The 17,394-nt window shown below is 38.2% G+C and carries 18 protein-coding genes and 1 tRNA gene; 15 read left to right on the forward strand and 4 right to left on the reverse strand.

The window, feature by feature from the left end; genetic code table 11:
* Positions 1–35: 35 nt before the first annotated feature.
* From lepA to miaE, 9 genes are read left to right on the forward strand one after another with little or no spacing between them, the layout of a single operon-like run.
* Entirely contained in the window at positions 36–1,853 is a 1,818-nt protein-coding gene (gene lepA / locus H2677_RS05050) for a translation elongation factor 4 (protein WP_004913460.1), read from the forward strand.
* Positions 1,854–1,874: 21 nt separating this feature from the next.
* Positions 1,875–2,738 (forward strand): signal peptidase I, encoded by an 864-nt coding sequence (lepB, locus tag H2677_RS05055; RefSeq protein WP_075696287.1) that lies wholly within the window; start codon positions 1,875–1,877, stop codon positions 2,736–2,738.
* Between the two features lie 23 nt (positions 2,739–2,761).
* The gene (locus H2677_RS05060) at positions 2,762–3,142 is read left to right on the forward strand and encodes a DUF4845 domain-containing protein (RefSeq protein WP_125298380.1); all 381 of its coding nucleotides are present in this window, start codon (positions 2,762–2,764) and stop codon (positions 3,140–3,142) included.
* Positions 3,108–3,806 (forward strand): ribonuclease III, encoded by a 699-nt coding sequence (gene rnc / locus H2677_RS05065; RefSeq protein ID WP_004913454.1) that lies wholly within the window; start codon positions 3,108–3,110, stop codon positions 3,804–3,806. Before H2677_RS05060 ends, rnc begins: the two co-directional genes overlap by 35 nt.
* Positions 3,807–3,810: 4 nt before the next feature.
* Positions 3,811–4,836, forward strand: coding sequence for a GTPase Era (gene era / locus H2677_RS05070; protein ID WP_087540055.1), 1,026 nt, complete (start codon positions 3,811–3,813; stop codon positions 4,834–4,836).
* 24 nt (positions 4,837–4,860) lie between these two features.
* Entirely contained in the window at positions 4,861–5,058 is a 198-nt protein-coding gene (locus tag H2677_RS05075; RefSeq protein WP_212639275.1) for an NF038104 family lipoprotein, read from the forward strand.
* Positions 5,059–5,067: 9 nt separating this feature from the next.
* The gene (recO, locus tag H2677_RS05080; protein WP_212639276.1) at positions 5,068–5,775 is read left to right on the forward strand and encodes a DNA repair protein RecO; all 708 of its coding nucleotides are present in this window, start codon (positions 5,068–5,070) and stop codon (positions 5,773–5,775) included.
* 54 nt (positions 5,776–5,829) lie between these two features.
* Entirely contained in the window at positions 5,830–6,558 is a 729-nt protein-coding gene (gene pdxJ / locus H2677_RS05085) for a pyridoxine 5'-phosphate synthase (RefSeq protein WP_004913445.1), read from the forward strand.
* Between the two features lie 4 nt (positions 6,559–6,562).
* Positions 6,563–7,219, forward strand: coding sequence for a tRNA-(ms[2]io[6]A)-hydroxylase (miaE, locus tag H2677_RS05090; protein WP_212639277.1), 657 nt, complete (start codon positions 6,563–6,565; stop codon positions 7,217–7,219).
* A 98-nt stretch (positions 7,220–7,317) separates the two neighbouring features.
* On the opposite strand, the gene H2677_RS05095 is transcribed toward miaE, so the two are convergent.
* A tRNA-Asn gene (locus H2677_RS05095) sits at positions 7,318–7,393 on the reverse strand.
* A gap of 235 nt (positions 7,394–7,628) precedes the next feature.
* On the opposite strand from H2677_RS05095, the gene H2677_RS05100 reads away from it, so the two are divergent.
* A complete protein-coding gene (locus tag H2677_RS05100; protein ID WP_212639278.1) occupies positions 7,629–8,051 on the forward strand; it encodes a hypothetical protein in 423 nt (140 codons plus the stop codon).
* A gap of 55 nt (positions 8,052–8,106) precedes the next feature.
* On the opposite strand, the gene H2677_RS05105 is transcribed toward H2677_RS05100, so the two are convergent.
* Entirely contained in the window at positions 8,107–9,339 is a 1,233-nt protein-coding gene (locus tag H2677_RS05105) for a pyridoxal phosphate-dependent aminotransferase (protein ID WP_075696288.1), read from the reverse strand.
* A gap of 212 nt (positions 9,340–9,551) precedes the next feature.
* Here H2677_RS05105 and H2677_RS05110 point away from each other — a divergent pair, with 212 nt between their 5' ends.
* Positions 9,552–9,734, forward strand: coding sequence for a hypothetical protein (locus tag H2677_RS05110; protein WP_004913435.1), 183 nt, complete (start codon positions 9,552–9,554; stop codon positions 9,732–9,734).
* A 68-nt stretch (positions 9,735–9,802) separates the two neighbouring features.
* On the opposite strand, the gene H2677_RS05115 is transcribed toward H2677_RS05110, so the two are convergent.
* Together H2677_RS05115 and H2677_RS05120 are read right to left on the reverse strand one after the other, a co-directional pair.
* Positions 9,803–11,434 (reverse strand): S8 family peptidase, encoded by a 1,632-nt coding sequence (locus H2677_RS05115; RefSeq protein ID WP_212639279.1) that lies wholly within the window; start codon positions 11,432–11,434, stop codon positions 9,803–9,805.
* Positions 11,435–11,695: 261 nt separating this feature from the next.
* On the reverse strand, positions 11,696–12,484 hold the full coding sequence (locus H2677_RS05120; RefSeq protein ID WP_004913430.1) for an A1S_2505 family phage non-structural protein: 789 nt from the start codon (positions 12,482–12,484) through the stop codon (positions 11,696–11,698).
* 223 nt (positions 12,485–12,707) lie between these two features.
* On the opposite strand from H2677_RS05120, the gene H2677_RS05125 reads away from it, so the two are divergent.
* The 4 genes from H2677_RS05125 to rarD all read left to right on the forward strand — a co-directional run bounded on the left by H2677_RS05125 (position 12,708) and on the right by rarD (position 17,266).
* A complete protein-coding gene (locus H2677_RS05125) occupies positions 12,708–13,400 on the forward strand; it encodes an SDR family NAD(P)-dependent oxidoreductase (RefSeq protein WP_212639280.1) in 693 nt (230 codons plus the stop codon).
* A gap of 84 nt (positions 13,401–13,484) precedes the next feature.
* Positions 13,485–15,509 (forward strand): excinuclease ABC subunit UvrB, encoded by a 2,025-nt coding sequence (gene uvrB, locus H2677_RS05130; RefSeq protein WP_130576120.1) that lies wholly within the window; start codon positions 13,485–13,487, stop codon positions 15,507–15,509.
* 121 nt (positions 15,510–15,630) lie between these two features.
* Positions 15,631–16,215, forward strand: a complete 585-nt coding sequence (locus H2677_RS05135; protein WP_004953101.1) for a lipocalin family protein — start codon at positions 15,631–15,633, stop codon at positions 16,213–16,215.
* A gap of 103 nt (positions 16,216–16,318) precedes the next feature.
* Positions 16,319–17,266 (forward strand): EamA family transporter RarD, encoded by a 948-nt coding sequence (rarD, locus tag H2677_RS05140; RefSeq protein ID WP_212639281.1) that lies wholly within the window; start codon positions 16,319–16,321, stop codon positions 17,264–17,266.
* The last annotated feature ends 128 nt before the right edge of the window (positions 17,267–17,394 follow it).

Genomic DNA, 17,394 nt, shown 5'->3' on the forward strand with positions numbered 1-17,394 from the left:
AAAGTTATGAGCGTTCAATATTCTCAAGGTAACCCATGGCGCAAGCTAAAAAATCCGTAGATATCAAAAATATACGAAATTTCTCGATCATTGCTCATATTGACCATGGTAAGTCCACTTTGGCTGACCGTTTTATTCAAATGTGTGGTGGTTTGCAAGATCGTGAAATGCAAGCCCAAGTACTGGATTCAATGGAGCTCGAGCGCGAACGTGGGATTACCATTAAAGCTGCATCCGTTACTTTGTACTACACACATCCAAATGGTCAAGAATATCAGCTTAACTTTATTGATACGCCAGGCCACGTAGATTTCTCATATGAAGTATCACGTTCTTTAGCTGCTTGTGAAGGTGCATTACTAGTGGTCGATGCTGCACAGGGTGTTGAGGCTCAGTCTGTAGCGAACTGTTATACAGCAATTGAGCAGGGCTTGGAGGTATTACCAATCTTAAATAAGATTGATCTTCCACAAGCTGAGCCAGAGCGTGTTATTCACGAGATTGAAGAAATCATTGGTATTGAAGCAACTGATGCTCCAACATGTTCAGCAAAAACTGGCTTGGGTGTAGAGGGTGTTTTAGAGCGTTTGGTTGACGTTATTCCAGCACCTGAAGGTGATCGTGAAGCTCCTTTACAAGCTTTAATCATTGATTCATGGTTTGATAATTATCTCGGTGTGGTTTCACTTGTTCGTATTAAACAAGGTCGTATCCGCAAAGGCGATAAAATGCTAGTGAAATCGACTGGTCAAACACATCCAGTTACCTCAGTTGGTGTTTTCAACCCTAAGCATACTGAGACCGATATCCTAGAAGCTGGTGAAGTAGGTTTCGTTATTGCGGGGATTAAGGATATTTTTGGTGCACCAGTGGGTGATACCATTACTTTATCATCGACACCTGATGTGGCCACTCTACCAGGTTTCAAAAAGGTTAAACCGCAAGTTTATGCTGGGCTTTTCCCAATTGATTCTAGCGACTTTGAACCATTCCGTGAAGCATTACAAAAGCTGCAAATTAACGACTCGGCATTGTTTTTTGAACCAGAAAGCTCAGATGCATTAGGTTTTGGATTCCGTTGCGGCTTCCTTGGTATGTTGCATATGGAAATCGTACAGGAACGTTTAGAGCGTGAGTATGATTTAGATTTAATTAGTTCAGCACCTACTGTAATTTATGAAGCACTCACCAAAAAAGGTGAAACCATCTATATCGACAGTCCATCAAAAATGCCAGATGGATCAACAGTCGAAGATTTGCGTGAACCAATTGCAGAATGTCATATTCTTGTTCCTCAAGAGTATCTAGGCAATGTGATGACTTTATGTGTAGAGCGTCGTGGTGTGCAAAAGGATATGAAATTCCTTGGAAACCAAGTGTCTATCACATTTGAAATCCCAATGGCTGAAGTGGTAATGGACTTCTTTGATCGATTGAAGTCTTGCTCACGTGGTTTTGCATCGCTCGATTACAACTTCGTACGTTTTGAGAGTTCATCTTTAGTTAAGGTTGATGTATTAATTAATGGTGAGAAAGTTGATGCATTAGCAATGATTTGCCACCGTCAGGATGCTCGCCATCGCGGAATCGCTTTGGTTGAAAAGATGAAGGATTTGATTCCTCGTCAAATGTTCGATGTTGCAATTCAGGCAGCGATTGGCGCACAAATTATTGCTCGTTCTACTGTAAAAGCAATGCGTAAAAACGTATTGGCAAAATGTTACGGTGGCGACGTGTCTCGTAAGAAGAAATTACTTTCAAAACAGAAAGAAGGTAAGAAGCGCATGAAGCAGGTGGGAAGTGTTGAAATCCCACAAGAAGCTTTCTTAGCTGTATTGAAAGTCGAACGATAAAGAAATAATTAGGACTCACCCATGGATTTTGATTTTAATTTGATTTTAGTACCTGCTACACTGATTTTTTTTCTAGTGTGGTTGCTTGATAAGTTTGTATTTAAACAGCGTGCAAATAAAGGTCGTGATCAGGAAAATTTTATTATCACATGGGCCTATGACTTCTGGCCAGTTTTAGCTGTTGTTTTGGTTTTACGTTCATTTTTATATGAGCCATTTAATATTCCTTCAGACTCTATGGTACCAACCTTAGAGACTGGTGATTTTATTTTGGTCAACAAATTTGATTATGGCGTGCGTCTACCAATTGTGAACTCAAAAGTACTTGATGTTGGTGAGCCAAAGCGTGGGGAAGTAATTGTTTTTAGATACCCGCCACAGCCCACAATTAGCTATATTAAGCGTGTAGTTGGATTACCTGGAGACCATATCCAGTTTAAATCTGGGCAATTGATTATCAATGGTAAACAAATAGCCAAAGTTGCCACTGAAGTAAATCGAGCAAAAGATCAATTAGAAACACCGACTGTGTATTATTTTAAAGAGACTTTGGGTGAGCATCAGCATTTGATTCGTTATCTAGATGGGCGTAACCCGCTAGCAGAACAATATCAATTCGCTCAGTTAAAAGGTGCTGAAGCTTTAGTACCATTTGTTGCAAAAGCAAATGACGTATTCATTCAAAGTAATGGTCAAGATTGGGAAGTAACTGTACCGAAAGGGCAATACTTCGCAATGGGTGATAACCGTGATCAAAGTGCGGACAGTCGTTTTTGGGGATTTGTACCGGAAGAAAATTTAACTGGACGAGCATTCTATATTTGGATGCATAAAGAGCCTGGTTTTAATCTTCCAAGTTTTAACCGAAATGGTAAGATTGATTAATAAAAACACATAGGAAGTATAAAATGCGTAAATCTCAGCAAGGGGCTTCATATATTGCTATTTTATTTGGGGTGGTTCTTTTTGCAGTTGCAGTTAAAGCTGCTATTGCGATATGGCCAGCGTATTGGGACGATAAAATTATCAATACTCAAATCGAAGGTGTATTAAAGGATAGTCCAGAAAATATCACACCAGCAAAGTTTGCTCAGCAAATGGATCAACGTCTAGATATGAATGGCGTTCGGGATTTGAGATTTAAAGATGTTGCAATCGTGACTTATAAAGATGATTTAATCGTTAAGAAAAAGTATGAAGTGCGTAAGCCTTTCATGCTTAATATTAGTTTAGTTATGACTTTTGAGAAGACTTTTGACCAAAAATCTGCCAAACAACAAGCTGAATGACGCTCGACTACAGAATCGAATAGGTCATCAGTTTCAACAATTTGATTTGTTAAAACTGGCATTGACTCATCGTTCTGTGAGCCATAAGCATAACTATGAGCGCCTAGAATTTCTAGGCGATTCATTATTAGGGATGATCATCGCTAATTATCTTTATCACACATATCCTAAAGAGAATGAAGGGCGTTTAACGCGAATGCGTGCGACTTTGGTTCGTCAAGAAGCTTTAGGGAAAATTGCGAATGACTTACAGCTGAGTCGGTCATTAATCTTAAGTACAGGTGAGCTAAAATCAGGTGGACATCATCGAGAGTCTATTTTAGCTGATACTGTGGAAGCAATTATTGGTGCGATTTATTTAGATAGTAATGACCTAAATCTACTGCAAAGCATTGTGTTAAAATGGTATGAGCCTTATCTAGATCATATTGAACCGACAGATCAGCTCAAAGATCCGAAATCACGCCTGCAAGAGTATTTACAAGCACGTAAAAAACCTCTCCCAGTTTACGAGGTTGTAGATATTCAAGGTGATGCACCTAACCAACATTTCAAAGTTGAATGCAATGTTGAAGGGATGCCAAAATTTATTGGTGAGGGCTCAAGTCGGCGTTTTGCTGAACAAACTGCAGCAGCCGAAATTTTAAAATTATTGGAGCAATAACCGAATGTCTCATTCAGATGAAAATAAGCCAGATGCAATTGAGTCGCAAGATGGTAATAATTTAATTGATCAGTTCTTTAGCTCGCAAGGGACAACAATTCCTTCCGACTTTAAAAGCGGTTTCGTTGCAATTGTTGGTCGTCCTAATGTTGGTAAATCGACATTAATGAATCACTTGCTAGGTCAAAAGCTTTCGATCACTTCACGTAAGCCACAAACGACACGTCATAAAATTGTCGGTATTGATTCACGTGAGAAATCTCAGGCTGTATTTGTAGATACGCCAGGGATGCACAAAAAAGAAGTGCGTGCGATTAATAAAATGATGAATCGTGCTGCACATTCAGCATTACGAGATGTGAATCTAGTTTTATTTGTGGTCGATGCTCAAAAATGGACTCAAAATGATGAGTTGGTTTTAGAGAAACTTAAGAATGCAGAAATGCCAGTCATTCTGGTGATCAATAAGCTAGATACTTTTGAAAATAAGAATGAAGCGCTACCATTAATTCGTGAACGTGCCAAATTAATGGACTTTGCTGAAATTGTTCCAGTGTCGGCACTACGTGGCGCTAATCTAGAACATTTACGTGACACTATTGAAAAATATTTGCCTTATCAAGCACCTTTATATTCATTAGATCAAATTACCGATCGTTCGGAACGTTTTCTTGCGAGTGAAATTATTCGTGAGAAAATTATGCGTCAATTAGGTGAAGAACTTCCGTATGATTTAACGGTACAAATTGAATCATTTAAAACAGAAGAGGCGACAGTAAATGAAAAAACTGGTCGTCTAAAACCACCTTGTACCTATATTGATGCGACGATTTTTGTGGAGCGCCAAGGTCAAAAAGCAATTGTCATCGGAGACAAAGGTGCGAAACTAAAAAGTATCGGTATGGATGCACGTACAGACATGGAAAAAATGTTTGAACAAAAGATCATGTTGACGCTTTGGGTGAAAGTTAAAGGCGGATGGTCTGATGATGAGCGTGCGCTCAAAAGCTTGGGTTATAGTGACATCTAAGCAATAATGTACAAGGAAACAGGTATGAAAAAATCAATACATGTATTTGCTATCGTGATGTGTGTATTCATGTTGCAAGGTTGTATTCACAAGCTTATAACCGTACCTGTTAAAGTTGCCTACAAGACCACTAAAGGTGTGGTAAAAGGCACTGCTGCTGTAGTTGGTGCAGTCATTCCTGATGATGAAGAGCAGAAAGACGATGAGGAAGACAAGGACTGATCTTGTCATATGATGCGCAATGAAGTTCTACATGGTTATTTAATTCACCATCGTAAATACCGTGAAAAAAGTCATATTGTGCATTTGTTTACACAAGAATATGGGCGCGTGGATGGAATTTTAAGGCAAATACCTCCTCCACAATACCAGCCAATTCGCTTACAAGCTTCAGGTAAGTCGGAACTCAAAAATTTCACTAAATTAGAAATTCTAAATCAGCCTGTTTTTTTTCATGGTGATGCTTTTTTTGCTGGATTTTATTTAAATGAAATTTTATTGCGTTTATGTCCACTAGAAGAGGCTATGTCGCAAACTTTTCAACAATACCAAGTGATATTGTTGCAGTTACAACAATTAGCTTCACATCCGCAAGCCTCAGTTTTTTTGAAACAGATTTTACGTCAATTTGAACATGTTCTATTGCAAGAACTTGGTTATGCAATAGATTTTTCGATTGATGCAAATCAACAAGAAATTCTTGCTTTTCAGCATTACCAATTTCAACTAAATGATGGTTTTATGCCTGTTGCGCAAGCATCTAGATCTACGTTAGAAGGACGTTTAATCACGTCGATGCAAAGTTATGAACTTGGACAGGATTTTGCTAACGAGCAATTGCAATTATTGAGTAAACTATATCGTCAGATGATTAGCGCATTATTGGGTGATCGCCCTTTAAAAAGTCGGCAATTGTGGATTCAAAATACTCAATCTTAATTCTCTTGAGGCAGTATCTGAACTGCTTTGTGTAATAACCTATAGGATATTTTTATGGCTGCAATATTGGGTGTAAATATTGATCATGTTGCGACATTAAGACAAGCACGTGGTACTACTTATCCTGATCCAGTTCAAGCTGCTTTAATCTGTGAAGAGGCAGGCGCTGAGGGGATCACTTTGCATTTGCGTGAAGACCGTCGTCATATACAAGATGACGATGTTCGTCGGATGCGTCCTTTATTGAAAACGCGTATGAATCTTGAATTGGCTGTTACCGATGAAATGGTTGAGTTTGCCAAAGAAATCAAACCACAACATGTATGTTTTGTTCCAGAGCGTCGCCAAGAAGTAACGACTGAGGGAGGCTTGGATGTGGTAGGTCATTTTGATAAGGTCAAAGCGGCTACTGAGGCACTCAAAGCAATTGGTAGTGATGTTTCTTTATTTATTGATGCTGATTTTGCTCAAATTGATGCAGCAGTAGCATGTGGTGCTCCTACCATTGAGATTCATACGGGAGCTTATGCTGATGCTGAAACTGAAGCAGAACAACATGCTGAATTAGAGCGCATTATCAAGGGTGCTGAATATGCAGCAGCTAAAGGGCTAGTTGTGAATGCAGGACATGGCTTGAATCTAAATAATGTTGCACCGATTGCTGCGATTCCACAAATTCATGAACTCAATATTGGGCACTCAATTATTGCTGATAGTATATTTGTAGGTTTAGCCCAAGCAGTCAAAGATATGAAAGCAGCAATTCAGGCGGCTGAGAGATAATTGGATGAGTAATTTAAATTACGATGAGTTAATGCAACCTGTTATTGATTTCTTGGGTTGTACGACTCCTCAAGCTTGGTTAGATGAAGCTGTTAATCACTTAGATATCTTAATGCAAGACCATGCGAATTGTGAAAAAAAGGCTGCGGGAACAGCGATGAACTTAATGTTCCGTTATAGTTTTTTTACTGATCTGCAAGTAAAGTTAGCTCAATTAGTTCGTGAAGAAATGCTGCACTATGAGCAAGTGTTAGAGTTCATGACTAAACGTGGTTTAGAGTGGAAAGGCTTAAGTGCGGGGCGGTATGCTGGGGAGCTACGCAAAGAAATTCGTACTTATGAGCCTGAGGCTTTGATTGATGTGATGATCATTGGTGCATTTGTCGAGGCGCGTTCTTGTGAGCGATTTTACTCACTCGCACCGAAGGTTGATGATGAGTTAGGGCGTTATTATCGATATTTGCTTAAATCAGAGTCTCGTCATTTTGAAGATTATTTAGCGCTGGCTTTAGATGTAGCTAAAACAGCAAAATTGAAAGACCCTGAAGAAAATATTCAGCAGCGGATTGAACATATCCGTGAAGTGGAAAAGAACCTGATTTTAACTCCAGATGATACTTTCCGTTTTCATAGTGGCGTTCCTGCAAATATTGCCGCTTAAAAAAATGAATTGACCAAGATGCCTCTAGAAATAGGGGCATTTAAATTTTATATCTGTAATAAAAAAGCCCTTATCAAAGATAAAGGCTTTTTGAATCTTGGCTCTCCCACCTGGGCTCGAACCAGGGACCTGCGGATTAACAGTCCGTCGCTCTACCGACTGAGCTATGGGAGAATCTGAGTGCCATTATAGGCGGGTTTTAAAATCGGTCAAGCGAAAAACATCAAGTTTCTTATATTTTGATGTTGGATGCTTTTTATTTGCACAGTTAAGCAAAGTCTATAAAAAAAACTTGAATTTTGATGGGGCTGTTGTTAGATTTTGATTTAACAAAAGTGTTTAGATCAGTCTAAACAGTGTGGATTTAACCCAACTTGCCAGCACTAAAATGGCTAAATCGGAGGTCGAAATGACTATTCTTCGTATTGAATCTATTTTTTCTAATTTTTCTTTCTATAAGCAAAATTATCTCAATATAATTAACGATCCTTCCCAATATTATCAGGTCGTAGAGAGTGCAAATATTCATTTCGCAAGTTTTAGTGATGAGCGCTTATATTTAGGTGATTTATTGCAACTTTGGCTTGGTGATAAATGGACTGAGCATCAGCTCAAGACCTTAGCAAAATCGCATTATTTGTTGCCAACACAAGATGGGGGAAATGGTCAAAACTCTTTATTTCTTTTCGCTTTTAAAAAGAATAGTTTATTTAAACAAGCCTATGCATATGCTTGGAATACTTTAGAAAATAAAGTCCAAGAAATTGCTTTGAACGAAAGTTTCCCTTTCTATTGTCATTATTTGACATTAAGTCGTCCAAAACGTGTTTAAAATTTCTGAAATAAAAAAGACCTGTACAAGACAGGTCTTTTTTATTTTTTAATATTTAAGCTATTTTCTCTGCTTCAATAGAAGCAATTGCTGCATCAACGCCTTCGATTGAATCAGCAGCATTTTTAATACGCGTTAGAGCATCTACCAACACTTCATCAGCAGTTGCATATGAAATACGCATAAAGCCACCTAAACCAAATGCATCACCTGGTACAACAGCTACACCAGTTTCTTCGAGCAACCATTCAGAAAACTCAGTGCAAGATTTTAAGCCTTTAGCACGAATCAATGGGCGAATGTTTGCGTATGCGTAGAATGCACCATCTGCTGGTAAGCAAGAAATACCTTTGATTTCATTCAGACCATTCACAACTAAGTCATGACGACGCTTAAATGCTTCAATCATCGGTTGAAGAACATCTTGTGGACCATTTAATGCGGCTTCAGCTGCTACTTGTGAAATTGAAGTTGGGTTTGATGTAGATTGTGATTGAATGTTTTTCATCGCACCGATTAGTTTTGCTGGACCTGCAGCATAACCAATACGCCAGCCTGTCATTGCATAAGCTTTAGATACGCCATTGAGTACGATAGTGCGGTCGTATAAATCAGGAGCAATCGTCGCAATGTTATAGAATTCATCTTCCCAACGGATTGGTTCATACATATCATCTGATGCAATTAAAACTTGCGGATGACGGCGTAGAACGTCAGCAAGAGCTTCTAACTCAGCTTTGGTATAAATCATACCTGTTGGGTTTGAAGGACTATTAAGTACTAACAAACGAGTATTTGGTGTGATCGCAGCTTCTAATTGTTCAGGTGTGATTTTGAAACGTTGTTCTTCACCACATTTTACAATCACTGGCGTACCTTCAGCGATGATCACCATATCTGGATAACTTACCCAAAATGGTGCAGGGATAATGACTTCATCGCCTTTATTTAGGAGCGCAAGAGCCAAATTAAAGAAACTTTGCTTACCACCACAAGATACCAAAATCTGGTTAGGTTGGTAATCTAAATTGTTATCACGTTTTAATTTCGCAATAATCGCCTTTTTTAAACTTGGAGTGCCGTCAACTGCTGTGTATTTTGTAAAGCCTTTGTTAATCGCTTCAATTGCGGCATCTTTGATGTGTTGAGGTGTATCAAAGTCTGGTTCGCCTGCACCTAAACCAATCACGTTTTTACCAGCAGCTTTAAGCTCTGCAGCTTTATTCGTAACTGCTAGTGTAGGGGACGGTTTGATAGCATTTACACGATCAGATAGACGTACGTCCACGGCATTATTCCTTCTTATGGGATTAAAAAATAAAAAGCATCATATTTTAGCTCAAATACGATGAGGTGTGGTCGAAAGTTGCCTTAATCGAATAAAAAGTTACCAAATACTGGAGATTTATAGGATTTTGTTTTTTACATATTTTATTTTTATCAAAATATCAAAAATCCTTTACAATAGCCGCTAGAAATTTAGATTTCGAGAGAATTTTAATGAGTACGCAACAACCAAAAGCCAAAAAAGCTTTGGTGAAATTACCTTTCCCGATGCCATCTGCGCAAGATGACTCAGATGAGCAGTCAACACACAATCAGGTGAGACCAAAACCTGAACAGTATGCTGATCGTACTTGGATGCCACCACGTGGCACACGTCGTTCAATGGGCAAGCGTTAATCAAGTCACAGTGTGATTGAAATAAAAAACCTCGCAGCTTGCGAGGTTTTTTATTATCGTTCTATCTATTAACGATAAATGGTAACTGAGCTTACGATATTGCTACTAGAAGCGTAAGTCATATTGGTACCTGAAATATTTTTGACACTGTATTTGGTATTGCTCGTAAATCGGCTGATATTACCACTGTTCAATTGGCATTGACCTTGTGAATTTGTCGTGCAATTTACTGATGTTCCTCCAACACTAAAACCTCCACTTACTGTCGCATTTGCGATTGGTAAATTGTTTGAATCAGTCACAGTTGCGATGACATTAGCGCGCCATGTTCCTAACTTTGAAACGATTACAGAAGAACCAGTTAATTGGCTAATTCTAACAATCGAAGTCGGAGTAGTCGGCTGAGTTACGCTCGACACAGTGTTGTAAAGAAGCTTATTTGGACTACCAGCAACGTTTAATACAACATTCGCAGTAGCAGAACTGAGTAACTGAGTTGTTATTGTTTGAACAGTAGCTGTAGGGGAGCTTTCTAATAAAGTTGCCACGACACCAGCCACATGAGGTGATGCCATCGACGTACCATTTAAATTGGCTGTCGCTGTGTTGCTACCAATCCATGCTGATGCAATATTGCTACCAGGTGCAAATAAATCTACGCAGCTTCCGTAGTTTGAATAACTTGCACGATTATCACTACTGTCTGTTGCTGCAACTGTAATTGCTTTTGCCGCTCGTGCAGGTGAGCTATTACACGCATCGGTATTTGAATTACCTGCAGCGACCACAGTAACGAAACCGTTATTCACGAGATTATCAACTGCAGTATCTAATGTGCTGTATGCACTACCTCCCAGTGACATATTCACTACAGCGGGTTTGCGACCATTTTGAATAATCCAGTCTAAGCCTGATATGACGCCACTCATTGCACCAGAGCCATTACAGTCTAGAACGCGCACTGGGGTGATAAGACTATTTTTAGCTACACCATATGTGGTGCCTGCTAAAGTTCCAGCTACATGTGTGCCATGACCATCACAATCTTCTGTCCCTCGACCATCATTGATCGCACTAAAACCATTTTGAATTCTGCCTGTAAATTCCTGATGTGTTGACAAGATTCCTGTGTCTACAACATAGGCATTAACACCTGCACCAGTATTTTCATAACTGAAGCTTTTGCTGAGTGGTAGATTGTTTTGATCAATTCGATCCAAGCCCCATGAAGGATTTGACTGAGTGGTTAGATTAGTTTGTATGACAGCATCTTGCTCAATGAAATTAACCTGAGGATTTCTTTGCATTGCTTGAATAAATTGCTCACTTGCTGTTTCAGGAATACTGATCGCAAAGCCACGAACTGCTTTTGAATAAACAAATAGAATTTTTCCACCAAATTGTTGAGCGATATTTTTGGCAGCTGTACTCGGTAACTCGGATAATGGATTTAAAACCACAATATATTGATTTTTAATCGGTGTATTTGAATTTGTTGGAGCTTGAATCGTACTTTTTAATTTGGGTGTTGCGACTGATAATGAAGTTGTAGATAGAGAGTTTGTTGTACTTTGATTGATCGAGTTGGTTTTAACTGGAGCAGTTGGATTTGTATTGCTTTGATTAAACGCAGCATAACTTAAAGCCATGATCGAAATTGCAGAGCTTGCAACAATAAATTTACGAGATTGAGCTTTCATTCAGATGTCCCTATTGATTAAGTTTAATCACACAATCTGATCCTTATTATGTGTGCTTTTTATTCATCAGATGTTGATTATAGGCGGATAAAGTATGAAAGAAATAAGTCAGTGTGATGAAAGCTAAAATTTTTTTGTAATAATATTGATGTAAATCAAATATACACAAAGCAATGTGTATCAGTTATCAAATAGAGAACCATGTAAACCAAATCTTGTATTTGTAATTGTTGTGGGATTTGGTTTAGCTGATCTTATCAATTAACGATTTACACTATGATCAATTTGGATGTCTCCATTCCATAGGTGAATGAAGTCATCTTCATCAAATTCGTATAGTTCCATCAATGCAATAATCGTCCCAATGAAAATCATCGGTTTTTCGTCATTTTCATCGAAATTAAATAAGCTAGATAAATGTTTGAGCGTATCGTTAATTTCATATTCACGACCACGATCATACCGATCACATGGGTACATCGGTTCTTTTAAAATTTGTAATGCAATTTGTTGCTGTTCAGGTGACAACGAAGTCGTGTTGAGAGCTTCTTCATAAGATTCATAACCGTATTCATCAAAAAAAATAACTTCATTTTTGATAAAAGCTTTCACCCATTCTTGAGTCAACGTTGGGAAAAGTCTTTTGCGGTCAGGTTCTAAATAGGGTTTGAAAGATTGTGGGAAAATCACGTTATTTGAAATGCCTTCAAACAATGGTGCAATTTCCGAAAATTTATAACCTGCACTCCCACATCCAAGAGCAGTCACAAAATACTTCATTTTGGGATGATTTTTTGTATAAATTTTAAAATCATTAACGTAATGTTCGATCTGTGGAAGAGGCATTTGTTGCAAATGTTCATTGAGCGTTGGAATAGCAAAACTTTGACCAGCCCAACCACGACCAACACCTTTTACCGCCGCAAAATGTTGTGCAGCTATACGTGCAGCTCCAGTATCATGAATACCTGCTAAATTACTTCCAAAAACAAAAACAGTGTCTTCTGGAAGCTCTGTAATGATTGTTTCGTCATGGTATTGATATGTCATTGGAATTCGTATTTTGCGTTGTCGTTGTAACCATGTTGCTATTGATTTGTAATAGGGTCAAGTAAAAAAATATTTAATTGTTATGCTAAGAATTTCAAATTCTTAAGTGTCTTTTTTATTTCAAATCAGTTAAGGGAATTGCGATAAAATTCTCGTGACATGAAATTCACATCTTATTGTCTAAGCTCAAGTTTGAAAAATGATTAATCTTTAGGTGATCCAAATGAGTATCGTTATTGCTGGGGCTTCAGGTGGAATTGGTCATGCACTTTTTAAACAGTTAATTCATCAACCTACAAAGCAAATTTATGCTATTAGTCGCCAGAAGCTTAGAGAGTGTGATTTACAAGCTGACTTATCAGATCCTAATCAAATAGACCATGTGCGAGAATTTTTGGATCATATTCAGGTTTCAGAAATTTATTGTTGTGCTGGTGTATTGCATGAAGATATCAATATGCCTGAGAAAATGTTAAGTCAAATTCGAGATGAATGGATTTATAAATCTTTATCACAAAACGTAATGACCCATGTCCATCTTGCACAAGCCTTAGCTCCAATTCTAAATAAAAATTATGATCTAAAATGGCTCTCCTTGTCGGCTAAAGTCGGGAGTTTGGAGGATAATAGTTTAGGAGGTTGGTATAGCTATCGAATGACCAAAGCTGCACTGAATATGTTCATTAAAAATTTAAGTATCGAATGGGCACGTAAATCGTCAAATATTCTCGTGGCAAGTATTCATCCAGGAACAACGGATTCAGAATTATCTAAACCATTCCAACGCAATATTTCGCCAGAAAAATTATATAGTGCTGAGCAAACTGCCGATCGATTAATTGCCGTGATGAACAACTTATCTAAACATCAGCATGGGAAATTATTAAATTGGGATGGGCAGTTGTTACCTTATTAATAAAATGCAACTAAACTTGAAAAGCAGTAACTAGCCCAGATTGATTTGTTAAACTATTTTTAAATTTTATCAAAGAGTGTACTTGTGAGCGAAAATCAACCTTTCGATTTAGTGACAAATTACCAACCCGCGGGGGATCAACCACAGGCGATTGAAAAATTAGTCAAAGGAATTGAGCAAGGTTTTCGCAATCAATTGTTGTTAGGGGTAACAGGTTCTGGAAAAACCTATACGATGGCAAATGTGATTGCTCAAACACAACGCCCAACCATCGTGATGGCACATAACAAAACCCTTGCAGCACAGCTTTATGGAGAATTTAAAGCCTTTTTTCCAAACAATGCGGTTGAGTACTTTGTAAGTTATTACGATTATTATCAACCTGAAGCTTATGTTCCTTCTTCAGATACGTTTATTGAAAAAGACTCAGCGATCAATGATCACATCGATCAGATGCGACTTTCTGCAACTCGTGCATTATTAGAACGCAGAGATGCAATTATTGTTGCTTCAGTATCGGCGATTTATGGTTTGGGGGATCCAAATGCTTATATGCAAATGCTATTGCATATCGTGCAAGGGGATCGCGTCAGTCGAGATGACATTATTCGTCGACTAGTTGAAATGCAATACACACGCAACGAGTTAGAGTTTTTACGCGGTACTTATAGAATCCGTGGTGAAATTATTGATATTTTTCCTGCTGAATCTGATCAAGATGCCATTCGCGTTGAACTGTTTGATGATGAGGTTGACTCTATTCGATGGTTTGATCCTTTGACAGGTAAATTGGTGCGTAAAGTTCCTCGTGTAACAATCTATCCGAAAAGTCATTATGTAACACCAAAAGATCATCTAACCCGCGCGATTGATACGATTAAAGATGAATTAAAAGATCAGCTTAAATTTTTTAAAGACAATGATAAATTGCTCGAAGCTCAACGTATTGAGCAACGTACACGCTATGATTTAGAAATGATGCAACAGCTTGGTTATACCAACGGGATTGAGAATTACTCACGTCATCTTTCAGGTCGAGGAGCAGGTGAGGCACCACCCACCTTGTTTGATTATATTCCTGAAGATGCTTTGCTGATTATCGATGAATCCCATGTAACTGTTCCTCAAATTGGGGCGATGTACAAAGGAGACCGCTCGCGCAAAGAGAACTTAGTGAATTACGGTTTCCGCTTACCGAGTGCTTTGGATAACCGTCCAATGAAGTTTGAGGAGTGGGAGCGTATTGTTCCGACGACGGTATTTGTAAGTGCAACACCAGCGCAATACGAGTTGGAAAAGTCAGAACAAATTGTTGAGCAGGTGGTTCGTCCTACAGGGTTAATTGATCCTGAAATTGAAGTGCGTCCAGTGTTGACGCAAGTGGATGATGTTTTATCTGAGATTAACGTCCGTAAACAAGTCAATGAACGTGTCCTTGTGACCACACTGACCAAGCGAATGGCTGAAGATTTAACTTCATATCTAAAAGAGTATGGTGTCAAGGTAGCTTATCTGCATTCTGATATTGATACGGTTGAGCGTGTAAAGATTATTCATGAATTACGCACAGGCGTGCATGATGTACTGGTTGGGATCAACTTGTTGCGTGAAGGTTTGGATATGCCAGAAGTCTCTTTAGTCGCTATTTTAGATGCGGATAAAGAAGGGTTCTTGCGTTCAGAACGGTCATTGATTCAAACTATTGGTCGTGCGGCCCGTAATGTGAAGGGTAAGGCAATTTTATATGCTGATCGCATTACAGATTCTATGCGTAAGGCTATGGATGAGACTGAGCGTCGTCGCAATAAGCAAATTGAGTTCAATGAGCTTCACGGTATTACACCACGCAGTGCTGTGCGACAAACCATTAAAGAAATTGATACTGGCGAAGTGCTTAGTGATGATGAAATCGATGAAAAAGTGCTTGAGCAAGCTCAGTCAATCAGTGCAGATGAACAGTATTTACTTTCTGATCCAAAGTTATTTGCAAAACATATTTCTAAATTGGAAAAGGAAATGTTGAAAGCATCGAAAGAGTTACAGTTTGAGCAAGCAGCTCGATTACGTGATGAGATTGTTCGAATGAAAGCGCATATGTTGCAGTCATAATTGTGGAGATAAATCCTGTTAGATGATACATATCGCAACAGTTTTTGTTTATAAATTGGGCTATGTTACTAAGCTAACTATATGACTATTTATAACAAATTTCTGTTTTTGAGGATTTCCCATGCCATTTATTAAAACTTTTCCAAAAGCGAGTTGGCGACTAGCTAAAATTGCAGTGGGTGGTGTTGTTCTAACAGGTTTGGCTGCTGGCACAATTGCATATGCTCAAACAAAGCCTTTAGCAACTGTTGATAAGGTGGAGTTGGATAAGTATTTGGGAGTATGGTACGAAGTTGCACGCAAACCTATGTTCTTTGAACGTAAATGTGCCTACAACGTTTCAGCGACTTATACACTTAACGAAAATGGCAATATTGTTGTTGATAATAAATGTTATGATAAAGATGGAAATTTACAGCAAAGTATAGGTGAAGCCTTTGTCGTAAATGCTCCATTTAACACAAAATTAAGTGTGAGTTTTTTACCAGAAGGTGTTCGATGGGTTCCTTTAGCACGTGGCGACTACTGGATTTTGAAATTGGATGAAGAATATCAAACAGTTTTAGTTGGTGAACCGAGACGTAAATATTTATGGGTATTATCTAGAACACCTAACCCTAAAAAAGAAACCATCTTAGAATATTTAAACTATGCAAAATCTCTAGGTTTTGATGTTAGCGATGTAATTTTTCCTGACCATCGATAAATAAGTTATACTTACACGAAACCATGCTTGCATGGTTTTTTTATTTTTATATAGTGGATAAGTCAAGTATTTATTAAAGCGTCTAATAACGCTGAGGTTCAAAATGTTTAAAGGAATAGCCTATTCTATTTTGGCTTCAGTAACGTTCGGTGTTTTATATTTTTATACTCAGTTTTTGGGTGCGCTTGATAGTGAGCAAACCTTTGGTTGGCGTATTATTGCGACATTACCTTTTTTAACTTTATTTATGTGGATGAGTGGCGATTTGGTTCATATCAAATCGATCTTTCAAAGAATATTAGCTAAGCCAAGTTTAATTCTATTATTAATAATTACTTCGATACTTACCTCAGCGCAACTTTGGTTATTTTTATGGGGGCCAATGCATGGTCGGGGGTTACAAGTTTCATTAGGTTATTTCCTGCTTCCTTTGGTTTTAGTGCTAGCGGGAAGTATTCTCTATGGCGAAAAACTCTCAAAATTTCAGTGGGTCGCAGTTTTACTAGCCGTATTTGGTGTGGGGCATGAGGTTTGGCGACTCGGAAGTATTGCTTGGGAAACCGCATTTGTAGCGATAGGGTATGCTGCTTATTTTATTTTAAGAAAGCAGATACATACCGATAATTTGGGTGGTTTTTGGTGGGATTTATTGTTGATACTGCCAATTGCTATTTTTCTTACGCATACTGGAGCAACACCGTATGTGAAGTTTTTAGAGTCTCCAAGTTTATTTTTTGTGGTTAGTGGTCTAGGTTTACTTAGTGCAATTGGTCTGGGGAGTTACATTTTAGCTAGTCGATATTTGCCATTAATTATTTTTGGTCTATTGGGCTATTTAGAGCCTGTTTTATTGGCGCTTGTGTCTTTATTACTTGGTGAAAAAATTGGTGCGGAAGAGTGGCTGACTTATATTCCAATTTGGTTGGCAGTATTGGTGCTAATTTTAGAAGGTACTTTACATCTCTTGGAGCAGAAGCGACGTCAGAATCAACTTGAGGTCAACCTCAAGCACTATCCCAAACGTATAAAACCAAACGATGAAGTAGAATAACGAAGTAGGAGTAGTTGTTTTGGTGAGCTAAGAAGATTATGAGTGAGTGAATTGATAAAAGTAATGCTTGAATACAAATGATTTTCTAATAATCATAAAAATAATTATAGGTATTTTATGAATTTATA

This window comes from Acinetobacter junii (genome assembly GCF_018336855.1).
Taxonomy (GTDB): Bacteria; Pseudomonadota; Gammaproteobacteria; order Pseudomonadales; family Moraxellaceae; genus Acinetobacter; species Acinetobacter junii.

What these genes read in the sequence shown, in the direction of transcription:
- lepA (WP_004913460.1), top strand. Translation starts at nt 36, where the DNA reads ATGGCGCAAGCTAAAAAATCCGTAGATATCAAAAATATACGAAATTTC.
- lepB (WP_075696287.1), top strand. Translation starts at nt 1,875, where the DNA reads ATGGATTTTGATTTTAATTTGATTTTAGTACCTGCTACACTGATTTTT.
- H2677_RS05060 (WP_125298380.1), top strand. Translation starts at nt 2,762, where the DNA reads ATGCGTAAATCTCAGCAAGGGGCTTCATATATTGCTATTTTATTTGGG.
- era (WP_087540055.1), top strand. Translation starts at nt 3,811, where the DNA reads ATGTCTCATTCAGATGAAAATAAGCCAGATGCAATTGAGTCGCAAGAT.
- H2677_RS05075 (WP_212639275.1), top strand. Translation starts at nt 4,861, where the DNA reads ATGAAAAAATCAATACATGTATTTGCTATCGTGATGTGTGTATTCATG.
- recO (WP_212639276.1), top strand. Translation starts at nt 5,068, where the DNA reads ATGATGCGCAATGAAGTTCTACATGGTTATTTAATTCACCATCGTAAA.
- pdxJ (WP_004913445.1), top strand. Translation starts at nt 5,830, where the DNA reads ATGGCTGCAATATTGGGTGTAAATATTGATCATGTTGCGACATTAAGA.
- miaE (WP_212639277.1), top strand. Translation starts at nt 6,563, where the DNA reads ATGAGTAATTTAAATTACGATGAGTTAATGCAACCTGTTATTGATTTC.
- H2677_RS05100 (WP_212639278.1), top strand. Translation starts at nt 7,629, where the DNA reads ATGACTATTCTTCGTATTGAATCTATTTTTTCTAATTTTTCTTTCTAT.
- H2677_RS05110 (WP_004913435.1), top strand. Translation starts at nt 9,552, where the DNA reads ATGAGTACGCAACAACCAAAAGCCAAAAAAGCTTTGGTGAAATTACCT.
- H2677_RS05115 (WP_212639279.1), bottom strand. Translation starts at nt 11,434, where the DNA reads ATGAAAGCTCAATCTCGTAAATTTATTGTTGCAAGCTCTGCAATTTCG.
- H2677_RS05120 (WP_004913430.1), bottom strand. Translation starts at nt 12,484, where the DNA reads ATGACATATCAATACCATGACGAAACAATCATTACAGAGCTTCCAGAA.
- H2677_RS05125 (WP_212639280.1), top strand. Translation starts at nt 12,708, where the DNA reads ATGAGTATCGTTATTGCTGGGGCTTCAGGTGGAATTGGTCATGCACTT.
- H2677_RS05135 (WP_004953101.1), top strand. Translation starts at nt 15,631, where the DNA reads ATGCCATTTATTAAAACTTTTCCAAAAGCGAGTTGGCGACTAGCTAAA.
- rarD (WP_212639281.1), top strand. Translation starts at nt 16,319, where the DNA reads ATGTTTAAAGGAATAGCCTATTCTATTTTGGCTTCAGTAACGTTCGGT.